16 protein-coding genes and 1 pseudogene are annotated in these 16,296 nt (G+C 70.0%); 11 read left to right on the top strand and 6 right to left on the bottom strand.

The annotated features are described in order from the left end of the window. On the bottom strand, window positions 1-790 hold a 790-nt coding region (locus RZ84_RS41485), incomplete at its 3' end, for a two-component system sensor histidine kinase PhoR (RefSeq protein WP_277816880.1). A gap of 339 nt (window positions 791-1,129) precedes the next feature. Here RZ84_RS41485 and phoU point away from each other — a divergent pair. After that, window positions 1,130-1,807 carry a phosphate signaling complex protein PhoU gene (gene phoU, locus RZ84_RS21125; protein ID WP_043265600.1) on the top strand — a complete coding sequence of 226 codons (678 nt, stop codon included), beginning with the start codon at window positions 1,130-1,132 and terminating at the stop codon, window positions 1,805-1,807. A gap of 1,484 nt (window positions 1,808-3,291) precedes the next feature. Here phoU and RZ84_RS21120 read toward each other — a convergent pair. Both RZ84_RS21120 and RZ84_RS21115 read right to left on the bottom strand, forming a co-directional pair. Further along, window positions 3,292-4,539 (bottom strand): hypothetical protein, encoded by a 1,248-nt coding sequence (locus tag RZ84_RS21120; RefSeq protein WP_043265599.1) that lies wholly within the window; start codon window positions 4,537-4,539, stop codon window positions 3,292-3,294. A 160-nt stretch (window positions 4,540-4,699) separates the two neighbouring features. Continuing rightward, window positions 4,700-5,035 carry a winged helix-turn-helix domain-containing protein gene (locus RZ84_RS21115; protein WP_241777794.1) on the bottom strand — a complete coding sequence of 112 codons (336 nt, stop codon included), beginning with the start codon at window positions 5,033-5,035 and terminating at the stop codon, window positions 4,700-4,702. A 213-nt stretch (window positions 5,036-5,248) separates the two neighbouring features. On the opposite strand from RZ84_RS21115, the gene RZ84_RS21110 reads away from it, so the two are divergent. From RZ84_RS21110 to RZ84_RS21075, 8 genes and pseudogenes are all read left to right on the top strand, one after another. Beyond that, a complete protein-coding gene (locus RZ84_RS21110) occupies window positions 5,249-5,644 on the top strand; it encodes a hypothetical protein (RefSeq protein ID WP_157878870.1) in 396 nt (131 codons plus the stop codon). Beyond that, complete coding sequence (locus RZ84_RS21105) at window positions 5,641-6,069, top strand: helix-turn-helix transcriptional regulator (protein WP_043265596.1); 429 nt, start codon at window positions 5,641-5,643, stop codon at window positions 6,067-6,069. Before RZ84_RS21110 ends, RZ84_RS21105 begins: the two co-directional genes overlap by 4 nt. Next, on the top strand, window positions 6,066-6,926 hold the full coding sequence (locus RZ84_RS35580) for an HNH endonuclease (protein WP_063772691.1): 861 nt from the start codon (window positions 6,066-6,068) through the stop codon (window positions 6,924-6,926). The genes RZ84_RS21105 and RZ84_RS35580 overlap by 4 nt, the downstream gene beginning before the upstream one ends. Next, entirely contained in the window at window positions 6,923-7,402 is a 480-nt protein-coding gene (locus tag RZ84_RS21095; RefSeq protein WP_052230065.1) for a hypothetical protein, read from the top strand. The genes RZ84_RS35580 and RZ84_RS21095 overlap by 4 nt, the downstream gene beginning before the upstream one ends. Then, on the top strand, window positions 7,399-8,994 hold the full coding sequence (locus RZ84_RS21090; RefSeq protein ID WP_063772690.1) for a DNA primase family protein: 1,596 nt from the start codon (window positions 7,399-7,401) through the stop codon (window positions 8,992-8,994). The genes RZ84_RS21095 and RZ84_RS21090 overlap by 4 nt, the downstream gene beginning before the upstream one ends. Next, a pseudogene (locus tag RZ84_RS36870) lies at window positions 8,991-9,191 on the top strand (helix-turn-helix domain-containing protein); the annotation flags it as partial. The gene RZ84_RS21090 and the pseudogene RZ84_RS36870, both read left to right, overlap by 4 nt. Before the next feature lie 569 nt (window positions 9,192-9,760). Continuing rightward, window positions 9,761-9,973: a hypothetical protein gene (locus RZ84_RS21080; protein ID WP_043265595.1), complete on the top strand. Its 213-nt coding sequence runs from the start codon at window positions 9,761-9,763 to the stop codon at window positions 9,971-9,973. Window position 9,974: 1 nt separating this feature from the next. Continuing rightward, a complete protein-coding gene (locus tag RZ84_RS21075; protein ID WP_043265594.1) occupies window positions 9,975-11,210 on the top strand; it encodes a tyrosine-type recombinase/integrase in 1,236 nt (411 codons plus the stop codon). A 78-nt stretch (window positions 11,211-11,288) separates the two neighbouring features. On the opposite strand, the gene RZ84_RS21070 is transcribed toward RZ84_RS21075, so the two are convergent. Next, window positions 11,289-12,050 carry a phosphoglyceromutase gene (locus RZ84_RS21070; protein WP_043265593.1) on the bottom strand — a complete coding sequence of 254 codons (762 nt, stop codon included), beginning with the start codon at window positions 12,048-12,050 and terminating at the stop codon, window positions 11,289-11,291. Window positions 12,051-12,286: 236 nt separating this feature from the next. Between RZ84_RS21070 and RZ84_RS21065 the strand changes: the two genes are divergently transcribed. Next, a complete protein-coding gene (locus RZ84_RS21065) occupies window positions 12,287-13,723 on the top strand; it encodes an MDR family MFS transporter (protein ID WP_052230064.1) in 1,437 nt (478 codons plus the stop codon). A gap of 317 nt (window positions 13,724-14,040) precedes the next feature. Continuing rightward, the gene (locus RZ84_RS21060) at window positions 14,041-15,354 is read left to right on the top strand and encodes an alpha/beta hydrolase family protein (protein ID WP_241777793.1); all 1,314 of its coding nucleotides are present in this window, start codon (window positions 14,041-14,043) and stop codon (window positions 15,352-15,354) included. A 56-nt stretch (window positions 15,355-15,410) separates the two neighbouring features. Here RZ84_RS21060 and RZ84_RS35135 read toward each other — a convergent pair whose 3' ends face one another. Together RZ84_RS35135 and RZ84_RS41480 are read right to left on the bottom strand one after the other, a co-directional pair. After that, window positions 15,411-15,968 carry a type III secretion system chaperone family protein gene (locus tag RZ84_RS35135; protein WP_052230063.1) on the bottom strand — a complete coding sequence of 186 codons (558 nt, stop codon included), beginning with the start codon at window positions 15,966-15,968 and terminating at the stop codon, window positions 15,411-15,413. Further along, window positions 15,961-16,296 (bottom strand): glycosyltransferase (locus tag RZ84_RS41480; protein ID WP_241777792.1); only part of this gene is annotated, 336 nt, incomplete at its 5' end. The genes RZ84_RS35135 and RZ84_RS41480, both read right to left, overlap by 8 nt.

Here is a 16,296-nt window from a genome sequence, read left to right as displayed (position 1 = left end):
ATCCGTGGGGGCCGCCGATGGAGCTGGCCATCGTGATCTGCTTCGTGCCGGCCTGCTGGCGGCAGCGGTCCACCGCCTCGGCGACCAGTTCGTCGACCGGCACCGGCTCGGCGTCCTCCAGCGGGTCGTCGTTCTGCACCCGGGAGAGGTCGATCAGCTCCTGGACCAGGTTGGTCAGGCGGGTGGCCTCGTTCTGCATCCGGCCGGCGAAGCGGGTGACCGCCTCGGGGTCGTCGCTGGCGTCCATCACCGCTTCGGAGAGCAGCGAGAGCGCGCCGACCGGGGTCTTGAGCTCATGGCTGACGTTCGCCACGAAGTCGCGCCGGACCGCCTCTATGCGGCGGGCCTCCGTCAGGTCCTCGACCAGCAGCAGGACCAGCCGGGAGCCGAGCGGGGCGACCCGGGCGGAGACCGCGAGGGCCTCCCCGCGGCCGGTGCCGCGGCGCGGCAGGTCCAGCTCGACCTGGCGTATCTCGCCGTCGCGGCGGGTGTCGCGGGCCATCTGGAGCATCGGCTCGACGGCGAGCTTGCCGCCGCGGACCAGCCCGAGGGCGTACGCGGCGGAGCTGGCCTTCACGACCGCGTCGGCCTCGTCGAGGACGACCGCGGAGGAACGGAGCACGGACAGGACGGTGTCGACGCCGGGCGGGAGCACGGCGTCGGTGTGCAGCGACGTGCGGGTGGGCTTGGCCTGATCCCGCTCGCTCCAGCGGAACGCCAGCATGGCGAAGACGCCGGTGCACAACCCGGCGATCGCAGCCATTGCGGCGACGGCCGCGTCCACGTTCATGAATCCAGAGTATGTGCCGGGTCGGACACTTCCCCAGCGCTGGGAGCCGCTGCTCGAACAGCCGTCGCCCAGAGTTCACCGAGGCGTCGGGGGTCGTTCACTCCGGCCGCCGGGGCGGCCGGGCGACCGCCCTCACGGCCGCGGCGGCGACTCCCAGAGTTCACCGTCACGTCGGTGCCGGTTCACCCCCGGTGGTCCCGCAGGTCGCGATGCCCCCGCACATTGAGGGAGCGGGGGACCGCCGGCGGCCGGTCCGTGGGAGCGTAGGCGCACGGCCCCACGCACATCGCTCGGAACCCCCGGGCACACGGAATCCCTCGAAGCGAGAGAAGGTCACTGATGCGGGACGCGTACCACGAGGAGCTGGACTCGATCGGCGAGGGCCTGGTCGAGATGGCCCGGCTCGTGGGCTCCGCGATCGGGCGCGCCACCACGGCGATTCTCGACGCGGACCTCAAACTGGCCGAGAACGTCATCGCCGCCGACGAGAAGGTCGACGACCTCCAGCGCGACCTGGAGGCCCGGGCGATCGCCCTGCTGGCCCGGCAGCAGCCGGTCGCCACCGACCTGCGGATCGTCGTCACCTCACTGCGGATGAGCGCCGATCTGGAGCGCTCCGGCGACCTCGCCCAGCACGTCGCCAAGCTGGCCCGGCTGCGCTTCCCGCAGACGGCCGTGCCGCGCGATCTGCACGCCACCATCCTGGAGATGGGTCAGCTGGCGCAGCGCCTGATGGCCAAGGCCGGCGAGGTCATCATCACCAAGGACGTCGACCTGGCGCTCCAGCTGGAGCAGGACGACGACGCGATGGACATGCTGCACCGCACCCTCTTCCAGCACCTGATGGACGACCGCTGGAAGCACGGCATCGAGACGGCGGTGGACGTCACCCTCCTCGGCCGCTACTACGAGCGCTTCGCGGACCACGCGGTCTCCGTCGCCAAGCGCGTCGTCTACCTCGTGACCGGCGAGCACGCCGACGAGATCGCGCCGCCGACGGCGGTGGAGGGCGCGTAACGTGCCTCCACGCGCCGTTGACGCGCCTGTGCACCGGGGTTTGCAATGGGCAGCAGGTGACCCCTAGGAGGCACATACATGGCACTCATGGCGGACTCCCCGACCCACGCGTCCCAGAGCGGCCCCACGGCCGCCGATCGACCGCAGCTCCCTCTGCTCAGCGGCTGCAGTTGCGGCCCCGGGTGCGGCTGCGGCTGCCAGAGCGGCGGACCGTGCCAGTGCGGTGGCGGCTGCTAGCGAGCCACCTCTCGGGCCGGCGCGCCGGCCCGACGACGCCAACGGCACGACGACGGCAACGGCACGACGACGGCACAGCGCCACACGGCCCCGACCGGTTCCACTACCGGCCGGGGCCGTTGCCGTGTGCCGTCGCGTCGGACCGCCGCGCGCACCTCCGGATACGCGGAAGCCCCCTGGCAGCGACAACATCGCAGGCAGGGGGCTTACGCGTACGGGCCCTACTTCTTCTTGCCCTGGGTTTGAACCGCCCGTTTTTCGCGCCTGGTTGGAGGACCCTACACCCCAACTGGCCTGCATCAGAGGGGGCATTGGCGGTCGTCGTTGGTCGTTGCCGGTCGTCGTCGGACGGCCCACAGACGGCCCGGCGAGGCCCTGCCGACGTGCTATCGATAGCGGCAGTGATAGCGGGGCCGGCCCGCTAACGTTAGCACCCGCGATAGCGGCTAAAACGGCCGCTGACCAGGGCGATAGCCGATAGCGGCACCTGCCGGCCGACCCCCAGAATCGACCCTGGGGCGGGCTGTGCGTCCTCTGCTCGGCGCTATCGCTATCGGCTCCTCTCTACCGAACGAGGCTGCCGCTTCCCTCGCCGGGCGACAGGGGCGCGGCGGCACTCAGCACGGTACGGCGACCGTCGCGCGCGAGCGGAACGAGCTGCCAAAGGGCGTGCGGCCGAAGGCCGCTCCTTGTGTGCTTGTAGTGCGCTTGTTGTCGCATGTAGCGACAACAAGAAAAGGGGTGGTAGTCGGGGACGGGGTGGGGTTTGGAGGGGGTGTGCTTGTTGTCGCTACAAGCGACAACAAGCACTGAGCTGGCCTTCCCGCCTGTCTGTCACCTGTAGCCCTGCCCCGTGCAAGGGGCCTGTGGACTGTCGTGTGGGCCTGTACCCCCCTTCTGACCTGGGGGACTACAGGCGACAGACAGGCAACAGGTGACAGGTGACGGACAGGCCGCACTGCAGGCACACACAACAGGCTCCGGCCCCGTCTCGCGCACCCCGCGAGGCGGGGGCCGACGCCTCCCGCCTATTGCTCTGCGTAGCCGTGGCAGAGGTGCCGAAGGGTGCTAGGTCTAGCAAGCCGCGTTGCTAGACCTAGCATCCTTGCTAGCGATCGAAATATGCGCTGACCAGGTCCCTAGCACCTAGCAGCCCAGCGTGAACGTCCCCGGGAGTCGTCGTAAATCCAGGGGATCGACGAGGGCGGACCACTGCTAGGCGGATGGGGCTCAGCCACAACAGAGCGTCACTGAGGCAGGAAACCAGGCTTCGCTTGCCCAAGGTCACGAAGGTGCGTCAGGTACTCCTGTGCACCAGGCTCCGACGCGTACCGGCGCCTCATCTCGGCGGCCAGTTCACGGCTGGTCATGATGAGCGACGGCACCGACTGCCGCTCACCTTCGAGGGCTCGCTCACCCATGATGAGCGCCTGCTCAAGGTCGCCTTCGCGTGCGGCGGTGACGCCCAACGTGACGCGCGCTTCCGCATTACGCATCGGCTTGCGCTCGGTGCCATCGAAGTCTGTGCCCGCTCTGAGGACTTCCTCAGCAAGAGTCCGAGCCAGTTTGTCCTCGCCCACCAGGCGATAGCAGTCCATCGCATAGAAGTCGAACTTCGCGGGGTCCACCACGAAGTGGTTGTCCAGGTTCTCGGGGTGCGGCATACCTTCGAGCAGCCGCCGCCCCTTGTCGAGAGCCACTTCGACTTGCCGGCGGTCCCCGAGTCGCGCCCATGCCTTCGCTTCCTGCGCGGCAAGCTGCACGGCAACGCCTTGGTGTGCCGCAAGCTCTGCCCCGGCCTGGCTCGCGGCAATCACGCCGCGGTAGTCACCGGTCGTGAGGGAGAACCACGCCCGCATCTCGTGCGCCCACCCGCCGATCTCGGCATGTTCCGCCTCGGTCGCCAGCGACAGCGCGGCACGTCGCGTCGATTCAGCTGCGTGACGAGCCCCTGTGTCGTATTCAACGCAGCCCACCAGGAGAGCCAGCCAGCCGGAGAGTGCCAGCACCTCTCGATGCTGTGCGAGCGTGAGGCTCTTCGAGTGGAGATCCACCACCCGACGCAGCCACTGCCGGCCTTCGAGGAGAAGCTGTTCGCTCGGCATGTACGGGTACTCCGAGCAGAGCCGATCCGTGGTCATGCGCAAGGCATCGAGCGTGGCCGTGTCCACGTCGGAGCGGTTGAGGCGGCTCACGATCTCCAGCGTTTCCATGCCACTCGCGACAAGGATTTCCTTGTCTCCGTCCCTGCGCGACGGGGCGGGGAAGAGAGCGTGCGTCACAGTGCCGAATACTGCCGCGATGAGCGGCTGGTAGAAGTCGTTCGGGATCTGGCCGGTCTCCCAGCGCTTCCACTGCCGGATCATGCTGTCGTCGGCAGGAAGCTCCTCCGTGGCGTGCGCTCGGAGCGCCCTCACGGCGTCTCGCTGTGACCAGTCGCGCGCTGCCCGCTCAGCCGCGATGCGCCGCGCCCATGCGGGCCTGTCGTCGCTCATACGCCCTCCTCCGAGTGCCTACCCGCTGAGTCTCGCGCGCTGCCCCTGGTGACACGCAAGGGGACAGGAAGGTGACACCGGACATGTCCCCGGACAAGGTCCAGTGCCCCCTCTATGTCACTTACCGCTCACGCTTTGTTCCCCGCATGCTGGTTGCAGATCACGCACCACTCGGGACGGAGCGACCTTCGAGCGCTGCGACCCGTTCAGCCAATGCCTGAACCTGGGAGCGGAGTTCTTCGATGTCGTCACGCACGCCGTTATTCGAACTGGCACCGTCGCTGACGAAGTTGCCGAGATTGCCGGCCGACACGACCAGCCCTTCGGCGCGGAGCGCAGCCAGCCCGTTTTGGATCGTCTGGCTCGCGAACCCGAAGCGGTCCATCAGATCCCGCTGTGACGGCAGGCGGTCGCCCGGCTTCATCTTCTTGATGTCCTCGCGGAGCGCATCCGCGACCTGCACCGCCTTCGGCTTGGGCCCTCCTGTGACAGTCATGCCCTGAGGGTACCCACCACAGCGAACTAGCGCACACCACCGCACGAGGCTTGTGCACCACAGCAGACTAGTGCAAGCTAGTCAGCAAGCGGAGCGCTCTTCCGAGGGCATGAATTCCGCAGAAAAGCCCTGGTCAGATCCAGGGCGCAAAACAGGGAGCGGCCCTCCACCGCCAAGCAGACAGCCGCTCCCCGACCCGAAAGGGGCAACTCCATGATGCCTGGAACCATCGCAACAAGCTCATCCGTCGGTCGCCTGGTGGACAACGTGGACGTGTTCGGCGAGCCGGAGTCCGGCGAGCCGACTCGGGTCGCACTCGATGTTCGCGCGTGCCTGTCGTTCGGTGAGCTGCTGGCGCTGCTGCTGTTCACCACCGGTGTGAACCTGCTGTGGTCCGAGCTGGACGACGATGACGCGGTACGCGACAGCGTACGGTTCGCGATCCTGGCCAATGACCTGCTCGTGCTGGATGAGCTGGCCAACTACGCCTCGGACGTGTACCACCACATGCCGCAGGTCGCCGCGCGGCCGGGCTTCCCCACGGTGGACCCCACCTACGTGTACTGCGTCGGCCAGGCCATCACCCGGGTTTTCGGGGTGGCGGCATGAGCGTCCTGACCCTGCCGCAGCCTGCACCGTCCGCCGGGCGGGGGAACGCGCGCCTGCACGCGGCCATGGTGGAAGCCGGGCTCAGCTACCCGGAACTCGCCAACCGGCTGGGTGTCGACCCGAAGACCGTAGAGCGCTGGGTGAACGAACCCGGTCGGCGCCCCTACGCGCGCCATTGCCAGGCCGTTGCCCGTGTCCTTGGCACCACCGTGTGGGACCTTTGGCCCGCCCTGGACCCGTCCCCCAGCCCCTCGCCCGCCTTCCAGCCGGTGTCCGTCGCCGCCCGCGACGCGCTGAGCCGCGCCGAGAGCGTGAACCTCGGGCAGGCCAGCACGACCGAGATGGCGTTGCACCTGGGGGCCGTGTCCTCCGCTCTGCGCACCGTCCTGGACCTGCTCGACGCGGCCACGGAGGCGATGGGATGAGCCAGCACACCGCGCCGCACCTGAACGCGGCCCGTCGCCGGGCAAGGAAGCGCACTCTCGCCCGGCGTGATGGGGCCCGCTGCACCTACTGCCGCCTCCCGTTCACCGACCTGCGGCAGGCCACCCTCGATCACGTCGTGCCACTGTCGCTGTTCCGCACCTGGCGCACCGAGAACCTGGTACTGGCCTGCCGCCCTTGCAACACCACCAAGGCCAACCGACTGCCCCTGTCGATTGCACTGCTGCTGTGCGCCCAGTCGGCCGACCGTGACGCCGGAGTCACGCAGGTCAGCACCCAAGTGCCCTACGCCGTGACGCCCGTTGTGTCGACCGTGACGCCTCGACCCGTCACGCCCTTCACGGATCCTCCGACCGGTGACCGTGAACATCCGACTCAGGGCCGTGAACGCTCGGCGGATGCCGTTCATGAACGGCCGATCGGCACCGTTCATGAACAGTCGATCGGGGGTGTTCGTGAACAGTCGGGTGAACGCGTCGGCCGACCGACCGGGGAGGCGTTCATGCCCGATTGGCTGTTGCTGGCCCGCCTCGCCAAGCAGGTGGATCGGGGCCTGTCCGGATCGTTGTCCGGACCTGTCCGGACACTGCCCGGACACCCCGCAGCGCCCCACCAGTCGAGGGGTGACCTGCCCGTACGGCCCTTTACGCCCAAGGGTCGTACGACCGTACGGCCCGCCGTACGGGCCGCCGTACGGGCCGCCGTACGGGCCCCATCCGCACGGCCGACCGTACGCACCGCATACCCCCGTACGGGACCGTGCGGACAGCGTGCGGCCGGGCCCATGGCCGACTACGAGTCGGCCGACTCCGGGCACGGGATGGTGGTGCCGGCATGAACCGCTACGCCGACGATCCGGTCGCCCTGTGGGCGGAGGCGAAAGCCGTCTACCTCGCGAGCGACTACCCGGCCTACGGCAGCCCCGAATGGCGCGAGTTGCCGCCCGACTCCACACAGCGGTTCGCCGCGGTGCTGGAGGCTGCCGAGATGTGGCGTCGCCACGGAGCCGAACGAGCCCGACTCGATCACCTTCGGGACACCGATCCGGGCGCCTGGTGGCGCGAGGCCACCGACGACGCTGAAGCGGAAGCGCGCCGCACCGTACGTCGCCTGGGACTGTCCAGCGCGCCGACCGCCGCCGAGCGCGAAGCGCTACGTCATGCCCTGCCCCCGCACCAGCTGCGGGCCGCGCCCGGCTGGCCGCCGGTCGCCGTCCCCGGCCGCCCCGGCTGGTGGCGTCACCACGTCGACGGCCGCCAGGTCGACTTGCCCCATCGCGACACCGCCGAGCCTGAGAGGAGGCACGCTGCATGACCGACGCCATCGACCTCCAGCAGATTCCCGCCCCCACCGACCCGATGGCCGTTGCCCGCCACCTGGATCCGCAGTGGCAGCAGGACGGCACGCTCACGCTGCGGCACTGGCGCGGTACCTGGATGAGCTGGGAGGACTCCTACTGGCGCGAGCTGGACGATCAGGAACTGCGCGCCTGGCTCTACAAGCACCTGGAGCACGCCACCTACCTGCACGTCACCCCCAAAGGCGCCGTGGAGGAACGCAAGTGGGCGCCCACCATCCGCAAGGTCGCCGACCTGACCCAAGCCATTGCCGCCGTCACCCACCTGTCCCCCTCCACCGATCCGCCCGCCTGGACCGATCCGGCTGGTCATGCCCGTCATGACAGCGGCCCCGTGGTGGCGTGCACCAATGGGCTGCTGCGGGTAGCAGACCGGACCCTGGTGGATCTGACCCCGCAGTTCTTCAACCTGGTGTCCGTGCCGTTCGACTACGACCCCGGCGCCACCGCCCCCGCCTGGCGCGCATTCCTGGAAGGGGTCTGGCCGGATGACCAGGCGTCCATCGACGCACTTCAGGAGTGGTTCGGGTACGTGCTGTCCGGGCGGACCGATCAGCAGAAGATTCTGCTGATCGTCGGCCCGACCCGCTCCGGGAAGGGCACCATCGCCCGCGTGCTGGCCAGCCTGGTCGGTGCGGGCAACATGGCGGGCCCCACGCTGGCGAGTCTGGGCTCGAACTTCGGTCTCTCGCCGCTGCTGGGCAAGTCCCTGGCTGTCATCTCCGATGCGCGCCTGTCCGGCCGCGACGGGCACCAGGTCGTCGAGCGGCTGCTGACGATCAGCGGTGAGGACACCATCGACGTGGACCGCAAGTTCAAGAACCCCTGGACCGGGAAGCTCCCGACGCGGCTGATGATCCTGTCCAACGAGCTGCCGAACTTCGGCGACTCCTCCGGCGTCATCGCCCGCCGCTTCATCGTGCTGAACATGGCCGTCTCATGGCTCGGCAAGGAAGACACCGCACTGACGGACAAGCTCACCGCCGAGATGCCCGGAATTCTCAACTGGGCCCTGGATGGATTGACCCGCCTGGAGAACACCGGCCGCCTGACCGAGCCGCCGTCATCGCAGGAGGCGGTCACCACGATGCAGGACACCGCCTCGCCCACCTCCGCCTTCGTCCGCGAACGCTGCGAGACCGGCCCCACGTGTCAGGTGACCGTGGACGAGTTGTGGGCGGTCTGGAAGGACTGGGCCGACGACAGCGGAATCCGCGCGGGCACCAAGCAGATGTTCGGCCGCAACCTGCTGTCTGTCGTTCCGCAGCTACGCGTCACCAAGCCGCGCGGCGATGACGGGCGGCAGCTGCGGACGTACGTCGGTCTCGCGCTTTCTAGCGAGGACCACATTCCGGTGAATCGCGCCTCATCGCGCCTCAGCGGCTACGGCAGTGCTCTGAGGCGCGATGGGGGGCGACCCAGCCCATTGCAGGCGCCACACGAAGAACGGCCGCTGTGCGTCACCTGCGGCACGCCCTTCGACCCGATCGAGCCCGGACAGACCGCACATCCCACCTGCGACCCGACCAGCGAACGGGGCCTGGCATGAGTAGTCCGGCAGTCACACTCCGGGCGGGACTCCCGGACCGCTACCTGACCCCCGAAGACCTGGTTGAGCTCTTCTCCCTGGAGAGCAAGGAGACGGTCTACGCGTGGCGCCGCAAGCGCATCGGTCCGCCTGGATTCCGCGTCGGCAAGCACCTGCGCTTCGACCCGGCGGCCGTCCGCGCGTGGGTGACCCAACAGGGCGCCCTCGAAGACACGGCCCGAGCCGCCCGAGGACGTGGCGGGGCAGGGAGGAGCAGCCGACGGCCGAGGGAGGCAGGGAGAACTCCCTGACCGCCTCCCTGCCCCGCCTCCCTCTGGGTGACCAGCACAAACAGCCCCACAGGGAGGCAGGGAGGCGCTCCGCGACACCGCCGGAAACCGGGCCTACAACTGCTCTGTCCCGACGGGTCGTTGCCTCCCTCCCTGCCCGTCCCGGGTCGCTTGCGCAAGCGACCGCCCTTGCTAGCGCAAGCGACCTCGCTAGCGGCCAAAACCCAGCCCGACCAGGCCGCTAGCGACTAGCGACCCGTACCCGCAGCACCCTGAAACCCGCCCTACAGCACCGTCCGGGCACCGGCCGCAGCTTGCTACCGGTAGCACCTACGCCCGCTACCGGTAGCAACCCCGCTAGCACCCCAAACCCCCAGTGATCAGGCCCGTAGCAAGTAGCGGGCCCGGCACCGCACTGCCCAAAACCGGCCCGCAGAGCGCCTCGCGCCCCTCCCGCCGGCCGCTACCACCCACCCATCCGACAGGAGCAAGAACGCATGGCTATCCACCTCGAAGACCGCTGGTTCCGCCGGCCGCAGAGCGCCGCCGACCGCGTCCGCACCAGCCGCTACGGCAAAGCACCGCGCTACCGCGCGCACTTCGTCGGCCCCGGCGGCACCCACAAGACCAAGTCCTTCCACGACCGGCGCCAAGCCGAGCGCTGGCTCGTGAAGACCGAAGTTGCCCACCTCCTGAAGGGACACGCCTGACATGGCAGGCCACATCCAAGACCGCTGGTACAAGACCGAGACAGGCCCCGACCACAAGCCCCGTCGAGTCAAAACCGACCGCCATGGCACCGGTATGCGCTACCGCGCCCGCTACATCGCTCCGGACGGCACCGAGAAGTCCAAGAGCTTCCCCGACGGTAAGAAGCGCCTGGCTGAGGATTGGCTGACGGGGATCGAGGCCGACATGTCGCGCGGCCAGTACATCGACCCGAACGCCACCCGCACGACCTTCCAGGAGTTCGCGGAGAGCTGGGTGGCCAACCAGAGCGGCGACCCGAACACGCAGGCGTCCATGGAGTCACAGCTGAAGCTGCACGCCTTCCCCCGCATCGGGATGCGTCCGCTCGGTTCGTTCCAGCCGAGCCACATCCGAGAGTTCGTGACGCAGCTCGAAGCGTCCGGCATGTCCGGCGCCTACGCCCGCGTCATCTTCTCCAACGTCCGCGCCATCCTGAGCGCGGCCGTGGAGGACGGCTGCCTTCTCCGGAATCCCTGCCACTCGCGCACGGTGAAGCTCCCCGAGATGGGAGAGAGGCGCATCGTTCCGTGGACGCCGGAACGGGTCTTCGCGATGCGCGGAGCGCTGGTTGAGCGGTTCCGCTCGATGGTGGACGTCGGGGCCGGGTGCGGTCTGCGACAGGGCGAAATCCTCGGTCTGTCGGTCGAAGAGCTGGACTTCGACAACGACACGCTTCACGTCGTCCAGCAGCTCAAGCTGAGCCGGAGCCAGCCTGTCTTCGCCCCGCCGAAGGGCGGCAAGCTGCGTGACGTACCGCTGCCGGAGCCCGTAGCGGACGCGATCAAGGCGCACATGAAGCTGTTCCCGCCGATAGCGATCACGCTGCCATGGATGCGCGCCGGCGGTTCGCCCGTGACGAAGCGCGTGATCTTCACCGGTCCCCTCGGTGGGCACGTCTGGCGTACGTCGCTGAACGAGGACCACTGGAAGCCCGCACTCGCCAAGGTCGGTGTCATCCCCAAGGCCAAGAGCCGCGAGCATGCCGCCGCGCGGGAACACGGCATGCACGCCCTGCGCCACTTCTACGCGTCCGTCCTGCTGGACGCCGGAGAGAGCATCAAGGCTGTCAGTGAGTACCTGGGGCACTCCGATCCGGGGCTGACCCTGAAGGTGTACGCCCACCTGATGCCGAGCAGTCGTGACCGGGCTCGGAAGGCCCTCGGTAGGGCGCTTCGGCCACAGGATCCGCCGCACTGACGGCCCACAGACGGCCCAAGAACGGCGACGGCCCCTCATCTGCGCCGAACGTGCAGGTGAGGGGCATGATCGCAATTCCTACTTCTTCTTGCCCTGGTTCTTCACCGCCTCGATGGCGGCCTTGGCGGCCTCCGGGTCGAGGTAGGTGCCGCCCGGGTTGACCGGGCGGAAGTCGGCGTCGAGCTCGTAGACGAGCGGGATGCCGGTGGGGATGTTCAGGCCGGCGATGTCCGCGTCGGAGATCTTGTCGAGGTGCTTGACCAGGGCGCGGAGGCTGTTGCCGTGGGCGGCGACCAGCACCGTGCGGCCGGCGACCAGGTCGGGGACGATGCCGTCGTACCAGTACGGCAGCATGCGGACCACGACGTCCTTGAGGCACTCGGTGCGCGGGCGGAGCTCCGGCGGGATGGCGGCGTAGCGCGGGTCGTCGCTCTGCGAGAACTCGCTGCCGTCCTCCAGCGCGGGCGGCGGGGTGTCGTACGAGCGGCGCCAGAGCATGAACTGCTCCTCGCCGAACTCGGCCAGGGTCTGGGCCTTGTCCTTGCCCTGGAGCGCGCCGTAGTGGCGCTCGTTCAGGCGCCAGCTGCGGTGGACCGGGATCCAGTGGCGGTCGGCGGCCTCCAGGGCCAGCTGCGCGGTGCGGATGGCGCGCTTCTGGAGGGAGGTGTGCAGTACGTCGGGGAGCAGGCCGGCCTCCTTGAGCAGCTCTCCGCCGCGGACCGCCTCCTTCTCGCCCTTCTCGTTGAGGTTGACGTCCACCCAGCCGGTGAACAGGTTCTTCGCGTTCCACTCGCTCTCGCCGTGGCGGAGGAGGATCAGCTTGTACGGTGCGTCGGCCATGCCGTCGAGCGTAATCGAAGCCGGCATACGGCCTTGCCGGGGAGGGTGGCGGGGGGGGGGGGGGGGGGGGGGGGGGGCCCGGTTGTGATCTTTGACGTTTCCGGTCAATTGAGTGGCGGGTGGAGCCGGCCGGTCAGTAGCTTGCGATCACGGCCGGGACCACTTACCGGGACCACCTACCTGACGGCCGCCCGTCCACACCCTTCACCGCTCGTCGCCACTCCGGGGGAACTGTCATGTCCGCATCCACACCACCCCCGCTCTCCCGGCTCCGGCACGCCGCCGCGGCGAGCGTCTCCGGACTCCCCCGGCAGTTCTGGTGGCTGTGGACCAGCACCCTGATCAACCGGCTGGGCTCGTTCGTCGCCACCTTCCTCGCCCTCTACCTCACCGTCGACCGCGGCTACTCCGCCTCGTACGCGGGGCTGGTGGGCGCGCTGTACGGGCTCGGCGGGGTGGTGGCCTCCGTGGCGGGCGGGGTGCTCGCCGACCGGTTCGGGCGGCGGCCCACGATGCTGATCGCGCAGCTGGCGACGGCGGTGTCCGTGGCGCTGCTCGGGTTCATGACGGATCCGGTCGCCATCGCGGCGGTGGCGGTCCTGGTCGGTACCGCGTCCAACGCCTCGCGACCCGCCGTCCAGGCGATGATGGCCGACATCGTCGCCCCGGAGGACCGCGTGCGCGCGTACTCCCTCAACTACTGGGCGATCAACCTCGGCTTCGCGGTCTCCTCCACCGCCGCCGGACTCATCGCCGAACACGGCTACTTGACGCTCTTCCTGGGCGAGGCCGCGCTCGTCCTGGCCTGTGCGCTGGTGGTGTTCCGGAAGCTGCCGGAGTCCCGCCCGGAGGCGCCGGGGGCCGCGGCCGGGGCGGACGGAACGGACGGGGTGGGCGAGACCGCGGACACCGCCGGGCCGGCCACCGCCGCCGCACCGGTCTCCATGCTGACCGTGCTGCGCGACGGCCGCTTCATGACCGTCGTCGGGCTGAACCTGCTGCTGGCGCTGCTCTACCAGCAGGCGTATGTCTCGATGCCGGTGTCGATGGGTCAGGACGGCTTCTCCAGCGCGGACTTCGGGACCGTCATCGCGGTCAACGGGGTACTGATCGTCCTGCTCCAGATCCCGGTCACCCGCTTCATCGAGCACCGCGGCCCGACTGGGCTGCTGATCGGCTCGGCGCTGCTCGCGGGCTACGGCTTCGGGCTGACCGCGCTGGCCGGCTCGGTCGCGATGTACGCGGTCGCGGTCGCCGTCTGGACCCTCGGCGAGATCATCAACTCCCCCACCCAGATGGGGCTGGTGGTCCGGCTGTCCCCCGTCCACGGCCGCGGGCGCTACCAGGGCATGTACGCGCTGTCCTGGTCCATCGCCTCCCTGACGGCCCCGCTGCTCGGCGGGACGGTCATCGACCACTACGGCGCCGATGTGCTCTGGGCCGGCTGCGCGGCGGTCGGCACGGTGGCGGCGGTGGGCTACGGGCTGCTGCTGCGGCGCCTGCCGGAACGCCTGCCGGGGCGGGCCCACCCGACGGCCGTGGTCGCGGCGGCCCGTCCGGACGCTCCTTCGGAGACCGCGGCCGAGCCCCCGGCCTCGTCCCCTTCCCCGTCCGCCTCCCCGTCCCCGTCCGGTACCGCGTCGCCGTCGGACACCGCGGCACCGACGGCGTGATGGCCGCGGCCCCGTAGGGCGGCCCCGGCACCACCCGTCTTCGTGGTGGCCACACCCCGAAGACGGGTGGCCGCACGATCGATCGGTGTGCCGCGCGCGGGGATCCTGGTCCGTACGGACGGACCGATGCGCACGGACAAGACCGGTGCGCGCAGACCAGACCGGTGGACCGATGTCTAACCGATGCGTACGGGCCGTACGCGTCATACACGTCGCACGGGCCGTGCGCATCGGTCATTGTTCAACCGATGCGCGGAGGCTGTTCGGCCGATGCGCGGAATCCTTTGAGCTGACGGGGAGTTGTGATGGAGAGCAGGGTGCGAGGGATAGCCCGGCGAAGGGTCGCGGGGATCGGGGCGCTGGTGGTCGCCGGGGTGCTGGCGACGGGCTGGGCGGGGTCGGCGGCGAGCGGGGCGCCCGTGCCCGTACCGGTACATCCGGCGGCAGCCGCCGGGGACCGCGCGGGTGCCCGCCTGACGCTGCCGGCGCCCACCGGCCGCTATCAAGTCGGCACGGTTTCCCTGCATTTGACGGACCGCGGGCGACGCGACCCCTGGGTGGCGGGGCAGGCTCACCGGGAGCTGATGGTGAGCGTCCGCTATCCGGCCACCGAGGACGCCGGGCGGTTCCCGCGGGCACCGCAGCTGACGCCGGCCGAGGCGGCCGGGTTCGACGCGATGAACAACTTCTCGGAATACGTACCGAAGGGGAAGGTGGCCTGGGACGCCACCCTCACCCATGCGCACACCGGCGCCCCGGTGGCCCTGCGGCCCGGGAGGCGGCTGCCGGTGGTGCTCTACTCCCCCGGCGCCGGCGATCCCCGCTCGCTCGGCAGCACGCTCTGCGACGAACTGGCATCCCGCGGCTATGCGGTGGTGACCGTCGACCACACCTACGAGGCGCCCGCGGTGCAGTTCCCCGACGGGCGGGTGGCGCGCAGCGTGCTGCCGGCGGAGCTGGCGAAGGCGCAGCGCACCGGCCGGATCACGCAGCTGCTGGAGAAGGTCAGCGGGGTGCGGGTGGCCGACACCCGGTTCGTGCTCGGCGCGTTGGCGCGGACCGGGGCCGGCTCGGTGCTTCCCGCGGCGCTGCGCGGGGCGCTGGACACCGGCGCCGTGGGGATGTTCGGGCAGTCGGCGGGCGGGTTCACGGCGGCACAGACGATGCACGACGACCCGCGGATCAGGGCGGCGGCGGACCTGGACGGGGTACTGGGCTACACGCAGCACGATGACGACCCGTCGCATCCGTCGACGGTCGCGCGGGACGGGGTGGACCGGCCGCTGCTGCTGATGGGGATGGCCGGGGACACCCATCACACGGTGGCCTCCTGGGACGCGGTGTGGCGGCACAGCACCCGGCCGGGGGCCTGGCTGCGGGACCTGACGCTGACCGGCGGCCGGCATGCGAGCTACACGGACGCGGAGGCGCTGGTGCCGCAGATCGCACGGCAGTTGGGGCTGTCCCGTAAGGCGGTCACGGCGATGGTGGGGACGGTCGCTCCGGAGCGCGCGATCGCCGCCGAGCGGGCGTATGTCACGGCGTTCTTCGACCGGTGGCTGCGCGGGCGGGACACCGGGCTGCTGGACGGGCCGTCGAGGCGCTATCCGGAGGTGCGGTTCGTGCCGTAGCCGTGGCGGGGTGCGGGGCGGCCCCAGGCGCACCGCACCTTGCGCTCGGCCTACGCCTACGCCTCCGTCTCTGTCTCCGTGCTGCGCTTCGTCAGATGGGCGAACGCCTCCAGGTTGCGGGTGGACTCGCCGCGCGACACCCGCCAGGCGTACTCCTTGCGGATGGCCGTGGCGAAGCCCATCTCCAGCAGGGTGTTGAAGCTGCCGTCGGCGTTCTCCAGGACCGTGCCGAGGATCCGGTCCAGCTCGTCGGGGGTGACGGCGGCGAGCGGGAGCTTGCCGACCAGGTAGATGTCGCCGAGCTTGTCGATGGCGTAACTGACGCCGTAGAGGCGGGTGTTGCGCTCCAGGAGCCAGCGGTGGACCGCGTCGTGGTTCTCGTCCGGGTGCCGGACGACGAAGGCGTTGATGGACAGCGAGTGGCGGCCGACGATCAGCGAGCAGGTCGTGGAGAGCTTGCGGCTGCCGGGGAGCTTGACGACGTAGTTGCCCTCGGCGGGGGACTCCCATTCGAGGCCGGCGTCCTTGAGGGTGCGCTCGATCACGGCACCGGCGGTCATCTGTCGTTCCTCACCCATGTCCTGGCCCATGTCCTGACCCATGTCCTCACCCATGGAGGGATCGTAGGTGACGGCGGCGCTCCTGCATCGCGGCGGTGTACACGTCGCCGGTCGCCGCGGCGGCGGTGTCCCAGCCGAAGGACTGGGCGTGCCGGGCCGCGTCGCTGCCCATCCGGGCGGCCAGCGACGGGTCGTCCACGAACCGGCGCAGCGCGCGGGCGTATTCGGCCGGGTCGTGGCCGGCGACCAGGAAGCCGCTGACGCCGTCCCGGACGGCGACCGGCAGCCCGCCGACGGCCGCCGCGACGACCGGGGTGCCGCACGCCTGGGCCTCGATGGCGACCAGCCCGAACGACTCGCTGTACGAGGGCATGACCAGCAC

Origin of the sequence: Streptomyces sp. CT34 (assembly GCF_000805335.1) — a bacterium.
Lineage (GTDB): Bacteria > Actinomycetota > Actinomycetes > Streptomycetales > Streptomycetaceae > Streptomyces.
The sequence above is the reverse complement of the archived record's forward strand: the minus strand, read 5'-3'. Positions and strand labels throughout refer to the sequence as shown.